Below are 16,824 nucleotides of genomic sequence, written 5' to 3'. Positions count from 1 at the left end.
GCTACTCCTTCCTGAGTACCTTCAGGATGCGATCGAGGTCATCGTACGAGAAGTAATCGACCTCGATGGTGCCTTTTCCACTGCTCTTCTCCACCAGACGCACTTTGGTGCCCAGAATGCGCTGGAGCTCCTCCGTGAGGGCCTTCACCTGGGGGCTCTGCTTCTGCGGCTTGCCCGAGTCCTTCGCCTTGGTGCCCTTGGCCTGCTGAACGAGCTTCTCGGTGTCGCGCACGCTCAGCTTGCGGGCGGCGACCTGCTGGGCCAGCTCGGTCATCTCCGGGATGCGGGGCACGCCGAGCAGCGCGCGGGCATGGCCGGCGCTCAGGTTGCCCACGGCCACCATCTCCTTCACCTCCGGGGGCAGGCCGAGCAGCCGCAGGGCGTTGGCCACCGTGGAGCGCTCCTTGCCGACGCGCTGGGCCACCAGCTCCTGCGTGAGGCCGAACTCCTCGACGAGGCGGTGATAGCCCTCGGCCTCTTCCATGGGGTTGAGGTCCGCGCGCTGGAGGTTCTCCACCAGGGCGAGCTCGAAGGCCTCGACCTCCGTCACCTCGCGCACGATGGCGGGAATCTCATGGAGGCCGGCGAGCTGCGAGGCGCGCCAGCGGCGCTCCCCGGCGATGATTTTGTAGCCGTCGCCGTCCTTGCGGACGAGCACGGGCATGAGGACGCCCTGGGCCTTGATGGACTCGGTGCAGCTCGCGGAGCTTCTCCTCGTCGAAGTGGCGGCGGGGCTGGAGGGTGTCGCGGTGGATGGCCTCGATGGGGAGCTTGAGGACGCTGCCCTTGGGAGGAGCGGGAGGCTCGGGAGGAACCACGACGGCCACGGCGGCCGCGGAGGGAGGAGGGGCTGCCTGGGGGATGAGGGCGGAGAGGCCACGGCCCAACGCCCGCTTCTGCTTGTCACCGTTCAGCACTGCGTGTCTCCGCCGGGCAGTCCCGGCACTACCAGCCCGAGCTGTCCCGGGTGGCCACGTCCCTGGACGGCATCGCCTCGGCCGGGGGGACGCGGGAGCCCGGCGGGGCCGGGCAGAGCGGGGTCACCGCTCCAGCCCGATTCAGCACTGCGAGGGCTCGCCCGGAAGCCCGCCTATATAAGGATGCGGGCGGGAGGCGGCCCGGGGACTAGGCGACCTTGCGAGCGGGGGGCGGGTTGGGCTCGCGCTGCATGATTTCGCGGCCGAGCGCCAGGTAGCTCTCACAGCCCTTGGACTTGATGTCGTAGAGCAGGATGGGCTTGCCGAAGGACGGGCACTCGGACAGGCGCACGTTGCGCGGGACGACGGCCGTGAAGACCTGCTCCTTGAAGTAGTCGCGCACGTCGGCGACGACCTGGTTGGCGATGTTCGCGCGCGAGTCGAACATGGTGAGCAGGATGCCCTCCATCTTCAGCCCGGGGTTGAAGGCCTGCCGCACCAGGTCGATGGTGTGGTTGAGCTGGGAGAGCCCCTCGAGCGCGTAGTACTCGCACTGCAGCGGGATGAGGACGGAGTCCGCGGCGATCAGCGAGTTGAGGGTGAGCAGGCCGAGCGAGGGCGGGCAGTCGATGAGGATGTAGTCGTACTGCTCGGCGAGGGGCCGGAGGGCATCGCGGAGGCGGAACTCGCGACGCTCCTGGTTGACGAGCTCGACCTCGGCGCCGGTGAGGTCCGGGGTGGCGGGGACCACCTGGAGGAAGCGGAGCTCGGTGGGGTGGAGGAGCTCGCCCATGGGACGGCCCCCGAGGAGGGCGTCATAGACGGTGCCCTGGAGGTTCTCGCGCTTGAGGCCGAGCCCGCTGCCGGCATTGCCCTGAGGGTCCATGTCGACGAGGAGCACCTTGCGCTCAGCGGCGGCGAGGCTCGCGGCGAGGTTGATGGCGGTGGTCGTCTTGCCGACGCCGCCCTTCTGGTTGGAGATGCAGATGATTCGACCCACGTGGCCCATCCTTGCGACGCCCCGGGAGTGCCCGGGGGCTCTGCGGGGGAGGCATGTACCGACTCCCGTATTGATCCATCAAATCGTCGGCTGATCCAGTCCGCGACCGGATCAGACTTCTAGCTCGCCTGCCTGACATCCACCCTCGCCGGGCAGGGGGTACATCCCGGACCGAGCCTCCCCCAAGACCGCGCCCCTCTCCCCCCGCGCCCCTCTCTCCCCCGCGCCCAACGCCCCTCTCCCGCCGGGAGAGGGACGGGGTGAGGGTATCGAGGACCCCGGGTTGGATCCGCGCGGAGCCCCCTCTCCCCCTGGGAGAGGGCTGGGGTGAGGGTGGTGCACCGTGGCTCCACCGCCCGGAGCCCCGAAGCGGCGGACCCGAGCCCGGCCCCCTCCACCCCACGCCGCGGAACCGCCAACGGCCTCCGGTCCCCCGGACGCGTTCCACCTGGACCCCCCCCCGGAAAAGCCAGACAGCGCCCCTCGCCCCATCCCGCCGGAGCCGCACGTCGAGGCGCCGCCTTCGGCTTTCACGCTGGAGGAGCCCGGACAGAAAGCAACTCCGCAGCAGCCGGAAACCGGACCGGGACACCGGCCCTTGAGCCTGCCCCAGGTCCACGGTTCCACGTGGAACACGCCACGGCCAGAAGGCACTCAAAGCGCTCCGAGGAGGCCGCACCCCATGCGCCGCCGGAAGAACGGGAGCGCTTCAACGGGGGGACTGCTGCGCCCAAACCAGACACGTTCCACGTGGAACACGCCACGGCCAGAACGCACTCAAAGCGGGTGCCTCCGCATCCCGGTGGAGCGAACAGCTCGAACCACAGCCCTGACGTTCCACGTGGAACACGTCACGGCCAGAAAGCCTCTCATCCAGCCGTTGGGGGGCGGCACCTGGAACTGCCCCGCCCTTCTGCGCCTGTATCGGGTCCGATGTTCCACGTGGAACGCGCCACGGCCGGAAGGCGCTCAAAGCGCTCCGTGAACGCCGCACCCCATGCGCAGCCGGAAGAACGGGAGCGCGTCAACGCGAGGGGGATGGCTTCGCCCAAACCAGACACGTTCCACGCGGAACACGCCACTGCCAGAAAGCGCCCAAAGCGAGTGCCTCCGCATCCCGGTGGAGCCGCACCGGTCGGTCCTCGGTCCCGATGTTCCACGTGGAACAGGCCACGGCCAGAGTGCGCTCAAAGCAAGTGCCTCCACATCCCGGTGGAGGCGCACAGCTCGGTCTTCAGTCGATGTTCCACGTGGAACAAGCCACGGCCAGAAAGCCTCTCATCCACCTGGAGCACCCGCGCCCTGAACAGCCTCGCCCTCCTGAGCCTGGATGGGGTCCGACGTTCCACGTGGAACACGCCCGGCCAGAAAGCCTCTCATCCAGCTCCCGGTTCCGGTCCGGCTCCCCCTTCTCCATCCAGCCCGATCCGGGTCCACCGTTCCACGTGGAACTCCCTTGAGAGAATCCCAGCACCAGCCAGGCATCTCCCCATGCCGGACCCCGGCACAGCGTGTTCCACGTGGAACACCTCCCGGCCAGAAAGGTCTCACCGGATTCCCTCCAGGTGCCGGACAGGCAGCGGCCTCCGGGGCCTCCAGCCCATGCCGCAGGACCTGCACGTTCCACGTGGAACAGCCCCTCGGCCTGAGCGCCTCCCTTCCCCATCGGGTGTCCCGGCCAGGGCCCCCGCCTTTTCCTCCTGATGCAGGTCCGCTGTTCCACGTGGAACCTCTCCGCCAGGAGTTCTTCACCCCGTGCCCCTCCCGGGGCCCGGGCCCCCACCCGGAGCACCCCGATCCACTCCCCTCCCCCGGGAGCCGGTGTTCCACGTGGAACCTCTCCGTTGTCAGAGGTCCCTCTTCAGGAGGGGGTGCGGCGTCAGAGGGGGCGGGCCTGCGCCATAGAGACCAGGCTCCTGCTGGCAGGGGTCCCCCGCTCCACGACTCCGGCGTGGCGGTCCGGATGGTCAGGACCCCCGTTCCGGGCGGGTCCACGGACGAGAGGGATTCACGCGCCAGGCGGCGCACGCCCACTCCGGTGCGTGCTCGAGGGTGGCTCCGGCTGCCCGAGTTCCCCGTCCCGCCGCGCGCCGCGAGTGGGCAGTACCGCCGGGACGTTCCACGTGGAACATCCCCACGGTCTCCAACCACCCCGTCAGCGCTCCCGCTCCAAGCCGTACCGCTCCCGGCAGCTTCAGGACCGCCGGGGACTGCCGCAACCCTGGCAGTCCGCCGCCCCCACCTCGCCTCCCGCCCCATTCCGTCCCAGTCTCGGAAGGGCAGACTCCGCTACCGCTCCGGCTTCAGGTGCGCCCGCTGCGTGCCCGCCTTCAAGCCGGAGGTGCATGCGCAGCCGGAAGACGCACGGACTCGAGCCCAGGGAAGCCAGAACGAGGAGCAGGCGCAGCACTCCCCAGGAAACACCACCGGCCGCTCCGCGCCGCGAACCCGGAGGCGTGCTCGGACTCGCTCTCCGCGCCTCTCCCTCGAACGGCCCTGGGTTCCAGTCCTCGGGCGCTCCTGCTGGCTCGCCCTGGGGGGCGCCTTCTGCTTCGTCCCCTCCTGCAACGGGTTCTTCCTCTTCATCGTCCGGTCCTTTTCCGGCGCGTGGGTGCGCCACGCGGGAAAAGGGGCGGCGCTTCGTCCGGTCCGAGCGCGCACCAGGAGAACCCGGCCAGGGTCAGCTCCCCGCTGGCAACGTTCCACGTGGAACACGGTTCCGGGCGGCGCCTCCGGCCGGGACGCCTCCGGCCCTCGGCCCGGGGCTCGCCCCCCGCGCCGGACTCACTCGTCCCCGCCGCCGTCCAGCATGAAGGCCAGGCCGAACTGCACGTGGGGTCTCGCTCCCTCCCTGCGCAGCTCGGTCGCCCCGGGCAGCGGGCCCACGGGCAGCATCGCCGCCACCTCCGGCATGAGGCGCACGCGCGGACCCACCCGGAACGCGTAGCCCAATGAGCCTCCCAGCGCGAAGGCGTTCTCGGCCGGCAGGGACAGGGACTGTTCCCGTGGAAGGCGGAGCCACGTGGGTCTCAGCCCCAGCACCCACTGCGAGCCTCCCGCCGTCTCCCACCCCACCAGCACCGGCAACGCGGCGTAGCGCTGCTCGCTGTAGGCCATGGCACCGTCGAACCGCATCGCCAGCTGCCGCACCCCCGCCACCGGCGCCAGCGCCACCACCCATGGCGAGTCCTCGGAGTCCACCAGCTCCACCTTCCCCGAGAGCCTCCAGTCCGAAGGTGGAGGCGCGACCCCCTATCTCCACCCGGCTCCGTCACCCGCTGCGCCAACACCTGGGCACTTCAGCGCGTCTTCCCCGCGCCCACCGTGTCCGCCGTCTGCAACGTGCCCATCGCCGCGCACCCCGACCACAGCGGGACGCTCAGCACCAACAAGAGTCTCGAGGGATTCGAGTGCATGCGTCCGCGCGGTGCACGGCTCCTGCCAGGGCTCGCCCTCGCACCGCGGTGCGGACCCGCGCCGGCTCGCATGCACCGCGCTGCACACCGTGCAGCCGCGGCGACACGCCGCGGGGCCGGGCTCCTTCGCCCTCGCCCCGCTCCCGCGCCTCGCTCAGCGCACCGGGTCCATCAGGAAGGCCACGCCGAACTGCAGATTCGGCGCCTCGCGCATCTGCGTCCAGGAGCCACCCACCCGCTCGTAGACGGGCAGCAGCGCGGCCACCTCCGGCATCACCCGCAGGCCCGGGTTCACCCGGAAGGCGTAGCCCACCGACGCGCCCAGCCCCACCATGTTGCGGACCCCGGGCTCGATGAAGCTCGTCGAACCGCATCCACGTCGGACGCAGACCGAACACGAGCTGGGAGCCGTCCTCGGGATTCCGGCTCGCGAACAGCAGCGGCAGCGCCGCGTAGAGCTGCGTCTTCGACTTCCACTCCACCTCCTCCCACGCGTGCGAGAAGAGCACCGCCCCCACCGTGGGCGCCACCGACATCACGAACCACGAGCCCTCCTCCCTCCCCGCGAGCTGCACCTTCAACGAGCCCTCCACCCCCTGGGGCGACAGCCTCCCTCCAATGTCCACCCCCTCCGCCACTCCCGCCCGCCCCGACACCGCGAACTGCGGCAGCACTCCGGGCTTCTTCCCGTCATCCACCCCCTGCACCCACGCCTGCGCGTTCAGCCGCGTCTTGCCTCGCTGCACCGTGTCCGCCGTCTCCAGCGTCCCCAGCGACGCGCACCCTCCCCACAGCGGCGCGCTCGTCAGGAGGAACAGCAGTCGGGTGGCGGTGGAACGTGAAGCGCGGCTCATGAGACATCCTTTTCCAGGGGTGTGCCGGTGCGGAGTGCAATACCCGGACCCTCGGTGTTGACGCCGTACCCGCCCGGTGGATCTCCGGGGTTCGCCGGGGGTGGTGCGGGCTCGTCTCGCGACACCGGCAGCCTCACCGTGAAGCACGAGCCCCTCCCCGGCTCCGACTCCACCTCGATGCGGCCTCCATGCCCCGTGATGATGCCGTAGGCCACCGCCAGCCCCAGCCCCGTCCCCTCCCCCACCGGCTTCGTCGTGAAGAACGGCTGGAACAACCGCCCCACCACCTCCTTCGACATCCCCACCCCGTTGTCCCTCACCTCCACCACCACCTCCTCCCCCTCCGCTCGCGTCCTCACCTTCACCACGCCCCCCTGCGCCGGCACCGCCTGCACCGCGTTCACCAGCAGGTTCAACACCACCTGCCCCATCTGTCTCGGCTGGCCCACGATCGGCGGCAGCGCCCCCAGCTCCAGCTCCACCTTGCACCGGCTCCTCCGCTCTCCCTGCGAGAGCCTCAGCGCCGAGGACACCTCCGCGTTCAGGTCGAACTCCACCGGCTGCTCGGGGTCGTTCCGCGCGAAGCGTCTCAGGTCCGCCACGATGGCGTTCACCCTCCGGATTCCGTCCAGCGTCGCCGGCAGCACGTCGTCCACGTACTCGCGCAGCTCCTCCGGGAGCTGCCGCTGCGCCGCCAGGTCCCGGCTCAGCAACCGCACGTTGCTCGTCACGAACGCCATCGGGTTGTTGATTTCGTGCGCCACCCCCGCCGCCAGCATCCCCAGGCTCGACAGCTTCTCGTGCTCCACCAGCCGTCGCTGCATCCGCTGCAACTGACGGTGGCTCTCCCTCGACGCTTCCAGCGCCTCGATGAGCATCCGGCAGCGGGCCTCGCCCAGGCCGTAGAAGCCCACCGCCGCCAGGCAGAACAGGCCCACCGTCCCGGGCTCGACTCCCTCGCGCAGCCCCAGCCCCGCCGACACCGCCACGTACAGGCCCAGCCCCACCCGCCGCTGCGTGAGCCCCTCCCTCGACGGCGCCCCGTTCAGGGACACCGCCTGGAGCACCATCGTGAGCCACGCCACCAGGTTCCACCTCAGGAGCTGCGACTCCAGCGTGCTGATCGTCAGGTTGCCGATCAGCAGCAGCCACAGCTGCACCCCACGCAGGGGGCTCGTCCGTTTGGCCCTCCAGTAGAGGCTCATGTTGAGCCCGGCCCGCACGGCGAAGAGCGCGCACAGCGCCCCCACCACCGTCCATCTGCCCCAGGCATGCGCCACCAGCAGCACCTGCGCGCACACCACCGTCGCGCCTGACCAGAGCGCGAGGCCCCGGTTCATGGAATCGCCGCTCCCGTCCCCTTCGGGACGGACCACAGCCTCCTTCGCGGGCACTGTGCTCATGTCGCGTTCCCCCCTGTGAACGCTCCCGACGACTCCCGGACTGGCCCGGCCCCGGCTTCACCCCACCGGCCACTCCCATCGGTGCGTTCAAAAGCTTAGGGCACGGGGACCACGCGGGCCCCTCCGGGCCTCCCTTCCGTGCGGTGCAGGACACGCGGTACCGGCCCCGCTCGGGTTCAACCCGGGGACCTCGGCACCCTCACCCCGTCCCTCTCCCGAGGGGAGAGGGGTGGATGCGCGGCGGGGGGTGGATTCGCGGAGGGCAGTCCGGGGTCCTCATCCCCTCCTTTCCGCCTCCTCCCCTCCTCTACTCCTTCACTTCGCGAACGCGGCCACCTGTCGCTCGGCTCCCGAGAACGGCAGCCGGTAGGACCTCGCCGACACCAGCTTCAGGCCCCGCTTCTCCGCCTGCGCCTTCAGCTCGTCCTCGCTCAGCGCCTTGCCCAGCATCGCCACCACGTGCCCGCCCTCCGCCAGGTACGCGGGTGCCAGGTCCAGCCAGTCCGGCAGGTCCATGAACGCCCTCGCGATCACCCGGTCCGCTCGCGGCAGCCCCTCCGCCTCCGGCTTGCCCTCGGCCCGCGTGTGCACCGCCTTCGTCCCCGTCAGCCCCAGCCCCGCCACCGCCACCACCGCCTTCAGGTACCCCACCTTCTTCCCCACCGCGTCCACCATCGTCACCGACAAGGACGGCCTCGCCATCTTCAGCGGCAACCCCGGGAAGCCCGCCCCCGCTCCCACGTCCAGCACGCTCCCCGCCCCCTCCACCTCCGGCAGCACCGCCAGCGAGTCCAGGAAGTGTTTCTCCACCACCTCCTCCTCCGCCGTGATCGCCGTCAGGTTCACCTTCGCGTTCCACTTCAACAGCTCGCCCATCAGCCGGTTCAGCCGCGGCGGGACGTCCTCCCCCACCGTCACCCCCAACGCCCTGCACCCCTGCCCAATCAGATCGCCGAAGCGCGCGTTATCCACAGCCACCCCTCCCGACTTGGTTCCCAAGTCCTTGAAATGTCTCGCACCTTTCGGTGCCCAAAACTTCTCCACACCTTGTCCACACCCCCCTGTGCGATCAGAACCCGCAGCCGCCCGGGCCTGAATCGCTCCCCAACCGGCTCCGCTTGAGCGCCACCAGCACCAGCGAGAACGCCGCCGGCGTCAGCCCCGGAATCCGCCTCGCCTGCCCCACCGTCGCCGGCCTCACCTTCTCCAGCTTCTCCACCGCCTCCGCCGACAGCCCCCTCACCCCCGCGTACGCGAAGTCCCCCGGAATCCTCCACCCGTCCCACGCCTCCGCCTCCCGCGCCGCCGCCCGCTCCGCCATCACGATGTAGCCCTCGTACTTCACCTCCACCTCCACCTCCTCCACCACCTCGGCGCTCAACTCCGGCCAGCCCTCCGGCTTCTCCGCCGCCAGCGCCGCGTACGTCACCTCGGGCCGCTTGAGCCGCGCCGCCAGCCCCGTCCGCTTCAGCCGCGCCACCTCGTCTCCCACCGAGCGCCGCTTCTCCTCCACCCGCTCCAGCACCTCGCGCGGCACCAGCCCCACCCGCGCCCCGTGCCTCGCCAGCCGCAGGTCCGCGTTCCCCTCGCGCAGCTTCAGCCGGTGCTCCGAGCGGCTCGTGAACATGCGGAAGGGCTCGTCCACCCCCTTCGTCACCAGCTCGTCCACCAGCACCGCCCCGTGCGCCTCGTCCCGGCCGAGCACCAGCGCCGGCTCGCCCTTCACCTTCAGCCCCGCCTGGATTCCCGCGTACAGCCCCTGGAAGGCCGCCTCCTCGTAGCCGCTCGTCCCGTTGAGCTGCCCCGCGAAGTACAGGCCCTCCACCTGCTTCGTCTCCAGCGTCTCCTTGAGCTGCGTGGGCGGCGCGTAGTCGTACTCCACCGCGTAGCCGAAGCGCGCCACCTCCACCTTCCCGAGGCCCGGCAACGTGCGCAGGAACTCGAGCTGCACCTCCGCCGGCATGCTCGTGGACAGGCCCGCCGGGTACACCAGCGGGGACGCGGGGCCCTCGGGCTCGAGGAACACCAGGTGCCGCTCGCGCGCCGAGAAGCGCACCACCTTGTCCTCCAGCGACGGGCAGTAGCGCGGGCCCCGGCCGACAATCTCCCCCTGGAAGAGCGGCGAGCGGTGGAGGTTGTCGCGCAGAATCCGGTGCGTCTCGGCCGTGGTGTACGTGAGCGCGCACGTCACCGAGGGCTGGTTGGGAAACGGCCCCTCCCCGAGCCCCCACCGCGTGCGCAGGGACAGCGGGCGAGGCGGGAAGTCTCCGGGCTGCGGCTCGATGGAGGCCCAGTCGATGCTGTCGCGCACCAGGCGCGCGGGCGTGCCCGTCTTGAAGCGCCCCAGCGAGAAGCCGAGCGAGCGCAGCGAGTCCGACAGTCCCTTCGCCGCCTCGTCACCGAGCCGCCCGCCCACCTCCTTCTTCTCGCCCACGTGCATGAGGGCCTGGAGGAAGGTGCCGGTGGTGAGCAGTACCGCGCTCGCCGCCACGTGCGTGCCGTCGCCGAGCACCACGCCCGCGACGCGTCCGCCCTCGGCCACCACGGAGGAGACCTCGGCCTCGTGCACGGTGAGGTTCGGCTGGGCCCGGAGGACGGACTGCATGGTGCGCGCGTAGGCCTCCCGGTCGCACAGCACGCGGGTGGCCTGCACGGCCGGGCCCTTCGAGGCATTGAGCGTCTTGAAGTGCGTGCCCGCGAGGTCCGCCGCGCGGCCCATCTCGCCGCCGAGCGCATCCAGCTCGCGCACCAGATGGCCCTTGGAGGTGCCCCCCACGGCGGGGTTGCAGCTCATGACGGCGGCGCGCTCGCGCTTGAGGGTGAGGCCGAGGGTGGACAGACCCATGCGCGCGCAGGCCAGGGCGGCCTCGCAGCCCGCATGGCCGAGGCCCACCACGATGACGTCATACCGAGGCTTCATGTCGGGCAGGGGAGGGGAGAAGGTGGAGCCTCACTTCTCACGCGGAGCCCCCGGGAAGGCAAGCCGGGAGGGAGCGGGCGAGCCGGGGAGGGCTCAGCGCGGTGCCCGCGTCCGGGACGGAGACCCCTCCGGACCCGGCGTCGAGCAACTGGTCCGATTGTTGGACCAGTTGGAGACGCGCGCGCCCGGAAGGTCTCCTCACTCCACCGGCAGCTCCACCGTGAACGTGGAGCCCTCGCCCGGCCGGCTCTCCAGGGAGATGCGCCCGCCGTGGGCCGCCACCAACCGCTGCACCAGGTACAGCCCGAGTCCGAGCCCCCCGTAGTGCCGCACCGGCACCCCTCGGCCGAAGCGCTCGAAGATGCGCCGCCGCTCGTCCTCCGTCATGCCGATGCCGTGGTCTCTCACCTCCAGCACCACCGTGCCGTCCCGCGGCGTCACGCGCACGTCGACGGGGCGGCCCTGGCCGAACTTCAGCGCGTTGTGCAGCAGGCCCGCCACCACCTGCTCCAACCGGCGCGCGTCCCACCAGCCCTCGGCGGGCGTCCGCAGCTCCAGCCGCACCTCGGAGCCACTGTCCTCCACCTGCGGCCGCATCTCCTCGAGCACCCGCGTCACCAGCCCGCCCAGCTCCACCTGCTGGCGGCGCAGCTCCAACGGGTGGCCCGCGCTCAGGTTGGACACGTCCAGCAACTGGTCCACCAACCGGCCCAGCAGCCGCGTCTGCCGCTCGGCGGTGGCCACCTCGCCCAGCAGCCGGGCCGGGTCCACGGAGGCACCGCTCCGGCCGCGGCGCAGCAGGCTCTGCAGGCGCAACTGCAGCGGCAGCAGGGGCGTGCGCAGCTCGTGCGCGGCCACGGAGAGGAAGACTTCCCGCAGGCGGATGGCCTGCTCGGCGTGCCGGAACAGCCGCGCGTTGTCGATGGCGATGGCGACGCGGCGCGCCAGCTCCCGGGCCAGGGCGAGCTCGGCGGGCCCGAAGCGCTCCGGCGTGGCCGAGACGAACGTGATGGCGCCCAGCGTGTGCCCGCGGGCCACCAGCGGCACCGCCAGCAGGCTCTGGATGCCGAGCGTCCGGATGAGCCGCACGTGCTCGTCGTCCACGCTCAACGCGCGCAGCCTGTCCCCGGTGAGGCGGGGCTCGAGCACCGGCCCGCCCCCGCGCAGCACCTGGGCCGACGGGGACGCCGAGCCGGGGCCCGGGGGGTAGCGGAGCCGCAGCTCCTCGAGCACGGGCCGCATCGCCGCGTCCACGTGCGCGCCGCCCACCCGGCGCACCTCCCCGTCCTCCGCCAGGTCGATGATGCACCAGTCGGAGAGCGGCCCCACGCACAGGGCGGCCACGCGCGGCAGCATCTCCTCCAGCTCGAGCGAGCCGAGGAGGACCTCGCCGGCCTCGGCCAGGAAGGCGTTGGCGGCCTCGGAGCGCTGGCGCTCGCCCAGCTCCTGGCGCAGCGACTCGCGCATCTCGTTGATGGCCGAGGACACCTCGTCGAGCTCGTCCCGGACGGCGTGCCCGCGCTGCAACACCAAGGGCGTGTCCAGGTGCGAGGGGTCCAACCCGCGCGTATAGGCCGCCATGGTGGCCAGGTGCTGCGTCACCAGGCGCTGCACGACGAAGAGGACGAAGAGGGCGATGAGGAACGTCTGCGCCGCCTGGGTGGCGAGGATGACGAGCACCCGGTCCCACAGCCGCGCGTGGATGTCCTCCAGCGTGGCGCTCACCCGGAGCGTGCCCAGGAGGAGCTGCCCGTGGTGCAGCGGGATGGAGCGCACCCGCACCTCGTCCGCGGCAGGCGCGGCGCCGGCCACGTAGTGGGTGCCCAGCGCGCTGTCCACCTTGGCCCGGACGATGCCCGGCAACGTCGTCATCCCCTCGAGCTGGAGGCGCAGCGGCTCCTCGTCGAGGGACCAGAGGCTCTGCGCGACGCTCCGCGCGGAGCTGGAGCGGATCTGCTCCAGCCGCTCCTCCAGGGCGCGGACCTCGCCCCGGTAGTCGGCGGCGAGCTGCACGGTGGTGCCCACGAGGCTGGCGGCGACGCTGAAGAGGACGATGGCCAGGAGCAGCCGGCGGCCGAGCCGGTTGCCCTCAGGGCTGGCGCTCGGGGGGGAGGGGGCGCGCGTGTCCATACTGCTCCAGGAGGGTGCCCGGGAAGCGGAGCCGCCGCTGTGCGAAGAGGGCCCGGAGGGAGAAGTCGTAGTGCGTCAGCGCCGGGTTGGCCACCTTGGAGAAGGCGCGGAAGTCGAGGGCCTCGAAGTCGCCCTCGCCGAGCCACTGGAGGACGGCGTCCACGTTGGCGCGCGAGACGGGAGCCAGGGACGTGCGCCAGTCGAGCCCCTCGGAAGCGAAGTCGCGGCCCCGGTGGTAGTCGGAGAGCAGCACCAGGGCCCACGCGCCCTCGAGGAAGTGGCCGCCGAGCGTCGTCACCAGGCGGCCCTCGCGCACGGACTGGAGGGCCCGGGGCGTCCAGTCGATGCCCCCCACCAGGACGTCCACGCCGGGGCGGCGGCCCGCGTCCTCCAGGGCGAGCAGGGCGCCCTCCGCCATGGAGTCGTTGGCGGACCAGATGACGTGGAGCTCCGGGTAGCGGCGCAGCAGCAGGCGCGTCTTGCGCAGGGCCACCTCCGAGTCCCAGGAGGCGGAAACGCCCTGCAGGAGCGTGGCGCCGTCCCACCCGGCCACGGCCTCGTGCAGCCCGGCGGTGCGCCCCAGCGCGGAGGCATCCCCCAGCCGGCCCTCGAGCGCGACGAGCGCCACGGGGGAACCGGGGGCCCGCTCCCGGGTGGCGGCCTCCAGGAGGAGCCGGGCGAGCACCCCGCCGGCCTGCGCGTCGTCCGGCAACATCTGGCCGAGCCAGAGGGGGAAGTGCCCGCGAGGTCCCCCCAGGCGGGCCACGTCCCCGGGCAGCAGGCCGGAGTTGATGACGAAGACGGGGACGCGGTGCTCCTGGGCGAGCTCGAGCAGGCGGGTGCCGATGCCCCGATGCATCGAGAAGAGGAGGTAGTCGGGCTTGTCCGGCCCGCGCAGCACCTGGCGCGCCCGCTCGAGGATGTTCCCCGGCCAGTGGCCGACGGGGTGGTGGGTGAAGTCGATGTCCAGGTCCCGCGCGGCGGCCCGCATGCACGCCAGGAGGTTGCGCCGCCAGGGATTGGCCGGCTCCAGGGCATCGAGGAAGGCCACCCGCATGGGCCTGGGCTCCGGGAAGACCGGGGCCGCCGCGTCCGCGGCCAGCGGCAACAACGCGAGCATGAGGACGACGCACCGCCAGAGCACGGGCATGGGCCAGCTCCCCCCATCGAGCGTGGTACCGGGAGGGGACGCTACCGCCCGGGACCCCACCCCGCAGCACACCGGCGCCCGTTCCGTCGACAGGTCCACGCTCCAGGGCCGCGAGTGGACCCCGGGAGGACCTCGCGCCAACGGAGCGCGGGAGGGCGGCTTCAGGCCCGAGAGACGGCCGCCGGGACAGCGGGGCTCAGCGAGGCCGGGCCACGTACAGACAGCACACGCCGAAGGTGAGCGGCGTGACGCGCAGCACCTCGAGACCGGACTCGCGCATGAGGTCGGCGAACACCTCGGGCTCGGGGAAGGAGGCGATGGACTGCTGCAGGTAGCGGTACTCGCCGGCGCCGGACAGCAGCCGGCCCATGAAGGGCACCACGGTGCGAATCTGGAAGCGGGCCATGGGCCCGAGCAGCCCCTTGCGAGGCTCGGACAGCTCGAGGATGGCGATGCGCCCATCGGGCCGCACCACGCGGGCCATCTCGCGCAGGGCGAGGGCGCGGTCCGGCACGTTGCGGATGCCGAAGGCCATGCACAGGCCGTCGAAGCTCCTGTCCTCGAAGGGGAGCGCCTGGGCATCGCCCACCTTCAGCTCGCACACGCGGGTGAGCCCCTTGGCGGCCACCTTGCGCCGGCCCACCTCGAGCATGCCCTCGGAGGGGTCCACGCCCACCACCGTCGTGTCCGGGTGGCGCTGGAGCACCTTGAGCGCGAGGTCCGCGGTGCCGGTGGCCAGGTCGAGCACGCGGGAGCCGGACTCGAGCTCGAGGGCATCCACCGTCTTGTTGCGCCAGCGCTGGTCGACGCCGAAGGACATCAGGCGGTTGAGCAGGTCATAGCGCGGGGCGATCATGTCGAACATGGCGCCCGAGCCGCCTTGAGGCGCGGAGGACCCGGAGGAGGGCGTGACGGAGGACTGGGGAGCGGTGCTCATGGGGGGCGGCTATAGCACCCACCCCGCCGGAAGGCCGCACACGGCGGTGGGGCCGAGGGTGCGGCGCTAATCCCACGAATTCGACCAGGTCGTCCCGGAGCGGAGGCCCGAAAAGCGGCGAAGCGAGCGGCCCCGGGACAGGGCCAACGTGACAGAACCTCCCGGGGTACCTGATGTCAGAAGTAGGGTGTAGTGTCTTCGTATGCACCCTGACTCCAGCAGTGGGGCCCGAGCGCCCCTTGAAGAGGCACGCCCGGCTGCCCATGCTCCGGACATGGGCGGTGGCCAGAGACGCAAGGCGACGTACGCGGACCTGGAAGCGGTCCCTCCACACCTCGTGGCGGAACTGGTGGACGGCGAGCTGTACACGAGCCCCCGCCCGGCTACACCCCACGCACTCGCACACGGAGCCCTGCACCATGAGCTCTATGGGCCCTTCCACCTGGGAAGGGGAGGCCCGGGCGGCTGGCTGCTCCTCTTCGAGCCCGAGCTGCACCTGGGCGAGGACGTGCTGGTACCGGACATCGCGGGCTGGCGCCGCGAGCGCATGCCCGTGATGCCCGAGGTGGTGGGCCTCACCCTCGCGCCAGACTGGGTCTGCGAGGTGCTCTCTCCCTCCACTGCGGTGCTGGACCGGGAGAAGAAGATGAAGGTCTACGCTCGCGAGGGCGTGCGCCACCTGTGGCTGGTGGATCCGCTGCGGCAGGCGATGGAGGTGTACGGCCTGGACGGTGGCCATTGGGAGCCGTTGGGCACGCATACCGCACAGGCCCACGTACACGCCGAGCCCTTCACGCCCCTGCGGCTGGAGCTGGGCCTGCTCTGGCAGCGCTGACGCTGGATTCCGGGCAGCCGGCCGGGTGGGCGCTCGCAGGTCACGAGTCGCGCGAGCCCCCTCAGCCTCGGCGAAACCCGCGGCGCTCCGCGAGGGGTCGCCGCCCAGACATGCGAGGCAATCCTATGAACCAGATGGAATCCACCACGCAGGGCGCGGCCGTTTCTCCCGTCTCTCCCAACCAGTTCACCCTGCGCGGGAAGGACATCCAGGTGAGCTTCTCGACCACGAGCATCACCGGTCAGCCGCTCATGCAGTACCGGGATCGCAGCCGTCAGGTGAGTGCACGAGGCGATGAAATCCGTCAGGTGGAGGTGGGGATCGGCACGCTGGTCACCATCGTCCTCCAGTCGAACGCGGCGGATGACGAGGGAATCTTCTTCAGCGTGCTGATTCCCAGCGCCCTGCTGACGGGAGGGGACCGCCGCGTGAAAATCCAGACGCTGGGCATCACCACGCGCACCCCGGGGTTCGTCGCCCCCTCCACCCGGCAGACCCAGACGTACTCCGAGGTGAAGCTGACGGGAGAGGCCACGCTCGTGTTCTCCTGACGTGGGCCCCGCGGCGGGGAGCCCCTGGAACGCGGAGGCACACCGGGGGTGACCCCGTCCCGACATGCGGACTTGCCCGGGACGGAGGAGCCGAGGAGTCTCGTGGGCCCCGCCGGGGAGCGGGACCTTCCCCAGGAGCACACATGCCCAAGACGATTCCGGACGGATACCACTCGCTGACGCCGTACCTCTCGCTGCGCGACGCGGCGAAGGCGATCGAGTTCTACAAGACGGCGCTCGGCGCGACGGAGCTGTTCCGGCTGTCGATGCCGGGCGGGAAGATCGCGCACGCGGAGCTGCGGATTGGCGACTCGCGGCTGAAGCTGGCGGACTCGATGCCGGAGTGGGGCAACAAGAGCGCGAAGGATCTGGGCGGCACGCCGGTGAGGCTGAGCCTCTACACGGAGAACGTGGATGCGCTGAACGAGCGCTTCCTGAAGGCGGGAGGCAAGCAGATGCGGCCGCCGGAGAACCAGTTCTTCGGGGACCGGACGGCGTTGGTGGAGGACCCCGAGGGCTACCAGTGGCTGCTCGCGCAGCACGTCGAGGACGTGTCGCCCGAGGAGATGCAGCGCCGGATGGAGAAGCTGGGCGGGTAGGGCGGCAACGCCCGTGGGACGGGGCGGCCGCGGCACCGTGGAGCATTCCCACGTGGGAGCCGCTGGCCGTGCCGACCGGGGAGAGAGCAACCGTCCGGGCCCGGGGTTTGCG

Annotated in this window: 12 protein-coding genes and 1 pseudogene; 3 read left to right on the top strand and 10 right to left on the bottom strand. The window is 71.4% G+C overall.

The genetic code is table 11. The features are described from left to right. Position 1: 1 nt before the first annotated feature. The 10 genes and pseudogenes from ACN28I_RS30235 to ubiE form a co-directional block, all read right to left on the bottom strand. Positions 2-917 (bottom strand): annotated as a pseudogene (locus tag ACN28I_RS30235) (ParB/RepB/Spo0J family partition protein). Between the two features lie 208 nt (positions 918-1,125). Then, entirely contained in the window at positions 1,126-1,917 is a 792-nt protein-coding gene (locus tag ACN28I_RS30230; protein ID WP_420945384.1) for a ParA family protein, read from the bottom strand. Positions 1,918-4,701: 2,784 nt separating this feature from the next. Further along, on the bottom strand, positions 4,702-5,127 hold the full coding sequence (locus tag ACN28I_RS30225) for a hypothetical protein (protein WP_420945383.1): 426 nt from the start codon (positions 5,125-5,127) through the stop codon (positions 4,702-4,704). A gap of 360 nt (positions 5,128-5,487) precedes the next feature. After that, complete coding sequence (locus tag ACN28I_RS30220) at positions 5,488-5,667, bottom strand: hypothetical protein (protein WP_420945382.1); 180 nt, start codon at positions 5,665-5,667, stop codon at positions 5,488-5,490. A gap of 516 nt (positions 5,668-6,183) precedes the next feature. After that, positions 6,184-7,527, bottom strand: a complete 1,344-nt coding sequence (locus tag ACN28I_RS30215; protein ID WP_420945381.1) for a sensor histidine kinase — start codon at positions 7,525-7,527, stop codon at positions 6,184-6,186. Between the two features lie 378 nt (positions 7,528-7,905). Next, the gene (rsmG, locus tag ACN28I_RS30210; protein ID WP_420945380.1) at positions 7,906-8,562 is read right to left on the bottom strand and encodes a 16S rRNA (guanine(527)-N(7))-methyltransferase RsmG; all 657 of its coding nucleotides are present in this window, start codon (positions 8,560-8,562) and stop codon (positions 7,906-7,908) included. Between the two features lie 97 nt (positions 8,563-8,659). Continuing rightward, positions 8,660-10,510, bottom strand: coding sequence for a tRNA uridine-5-carboxymethylaminomethyl(34) synthesis enzyme MnmG (gene mnmG / locus ACN28I_RS30205; protein ID WP_420945379.1), 1,851 nt, complete (start codon positions 10,508-10,510; stop codon positions 8,660-8,662). A gap of 198 nt (positions 10,511-10,708) precedes the next feature. Beyond that, complete coding sequence (locus ACN28I_RS30200) at positions 10,709-12,640, bottom strand: ATP-binding protein (protein WP_420945378.1); 1,932 nt, start codon at positions 12,638-12,640, stop codon at positions 10,709-10,711. Further along, complete coding sequence (locus ACN28I_RS30195; protein WP_420945377.1) at positions 12,600-13,790, bottom strand: ABC transporter substrate-binding protein; 1,191 nt, start codon at positions 13,788-13,790, stop codon at positions 12,600-12,602. The genes ACN28I_RS30200 and ACN28I_RS30195 overlap by 41 nt, the downstream gene beginning before the upstream one ends. A 196-nt stretch (positions 13,791-13,986) precedes the next feature. Next, positions 13,987-14,727, bottom strand: a complete 741-nt coding sequence (gene ubiE, locus ACN28I_RS30190; protein ID WP_420945376.1) for a bifunctional demethylmenaquinone methyltransferase/2-methoxy-6-polyprenyl-1,4-benzoquinol methylase UbiE — start codon at positions 14,725-14,727, stop codon at positions 13,987-13,989. 274 nt (positions 14,728-15,001) lie between these two features. On the opposite strand from ubiE, the gene ACN28I_RS30185 reads away from it, so the two are divergent. The 3 genes from ACN28I_RS30185 to ACN28I_RS30175 all read left to right on the top strand — a co-directional run bounded on the left by ACN28I_RS30185 (position 15,002) and on the right by ACN28I_RS30175 (position 16,712). Next, positions 15,002-15,562, top strand: a complete 561-nt coding sequence (locus tag ACN28I_RS30185) for a Uma2 family endonuclease (protein WP_420948746.1) — start codon at positions 15,002-15,004, stop codon at positions 15,560-15,562. 125 nt (positions 15,563-15,687) lie between these two features. Next, positions 15,688-16,113, top strand: coding sequence for a hypothetical protein (locus ACN28I_RS30180; protein ID WP_420945375.1), 426 nt, complete (start codon positions 15,688-15,690; stop codon positions 16,111-16,113). A gap of 143 nt (positions 16,114-16,256) precedes the next feature. Then, positions 16,257-16,712, top strand: a complete 456-nt coding sequence (locus ACN28I_RS30175; RefSeq protein WP_420945374.1) for a VOC family protein — start codon at positions 16,257-16,259, stop codon at positions 16,710-16,712. Positions 16,713-16,824: the final 112 nt, after the last annotated feature.

This window comes from Archangium gephyra (assembly GCF_049060025.1).
Classification (GTDB): Bacteria; Myxococcota; Myxococcia; order Myxococcales; family Myxococcaceae; genus Archangium; species Archangium gephyra_A.
Note: the sequence above shows the minus strand (reverse complement) of the source record. Positions and strands in the feature narration are given on the sequence as shown.

Coding starts and splice junctions, on each gene's coding strand:
- ACN28I_RS30220 (WP_420945382.1), bottom strand. CDS start 5,667: ATGGTGGGGCTGGGCGCGTCGGTGGGCTACGCCTTCCGGGTGAACCCG.
- ACN28I_RS30215 (WP_420945381.1), bottom strand. CDS start 7,527: ATGAACCGGGGCCTCGCGCTCTGGTCAGGCGCGACGGTGGTGTGCGCG.
- mnmG (WP_420945379.1), bottom strand. CDS start 10,510: ATGAAGCCTCGGTATGACGTCATCGTGGTGGGCCTCGGCCATGCGGGC.
- ACN28I_RS30200 (WP_420945378.1), bottom strand. CDS start 12,640: ATGGACACGCGCGCCCCCTCCCCCCCGAGCGCCAGCCCTGAGGGCAAC.
- ACN28I_RS30195 (WP_420945377.1), bottom strand. CDS start 13,790: ATGCCCGTGCTCTGGCGGTGCGTCGTCCTCATGCTCGCGTTGTTGCCG.
- ubiE (WP_420945376.1), bottom strand. CDS start 14,727: ATGAGCACCGCTCCCCAGTCCTCCGTCACGCCCTCCTCCGGGTCCTCC.
- ACN28I_RS30185 (WP_420948746.1), top strand. CDS start 15,002: ATGGGCGGTGGCCAGAGACGCAAGGCGACGTACGCGGACCTGGAAGCG.
- ACN28I_RS30180 (WP_420945375.1), top strand. CDS start 15,688: ATGAACCAGATGGAATCCACCACGCAGGGCGCGGCCGTTTCTCCCGTC.
- ACN28I_RS30175 (WP_420945374.1), top strand. CDS start 16,257: ATGCCCAAGACGATTCCGGACGGATACCACTCGCTGACGCCGTACCTC.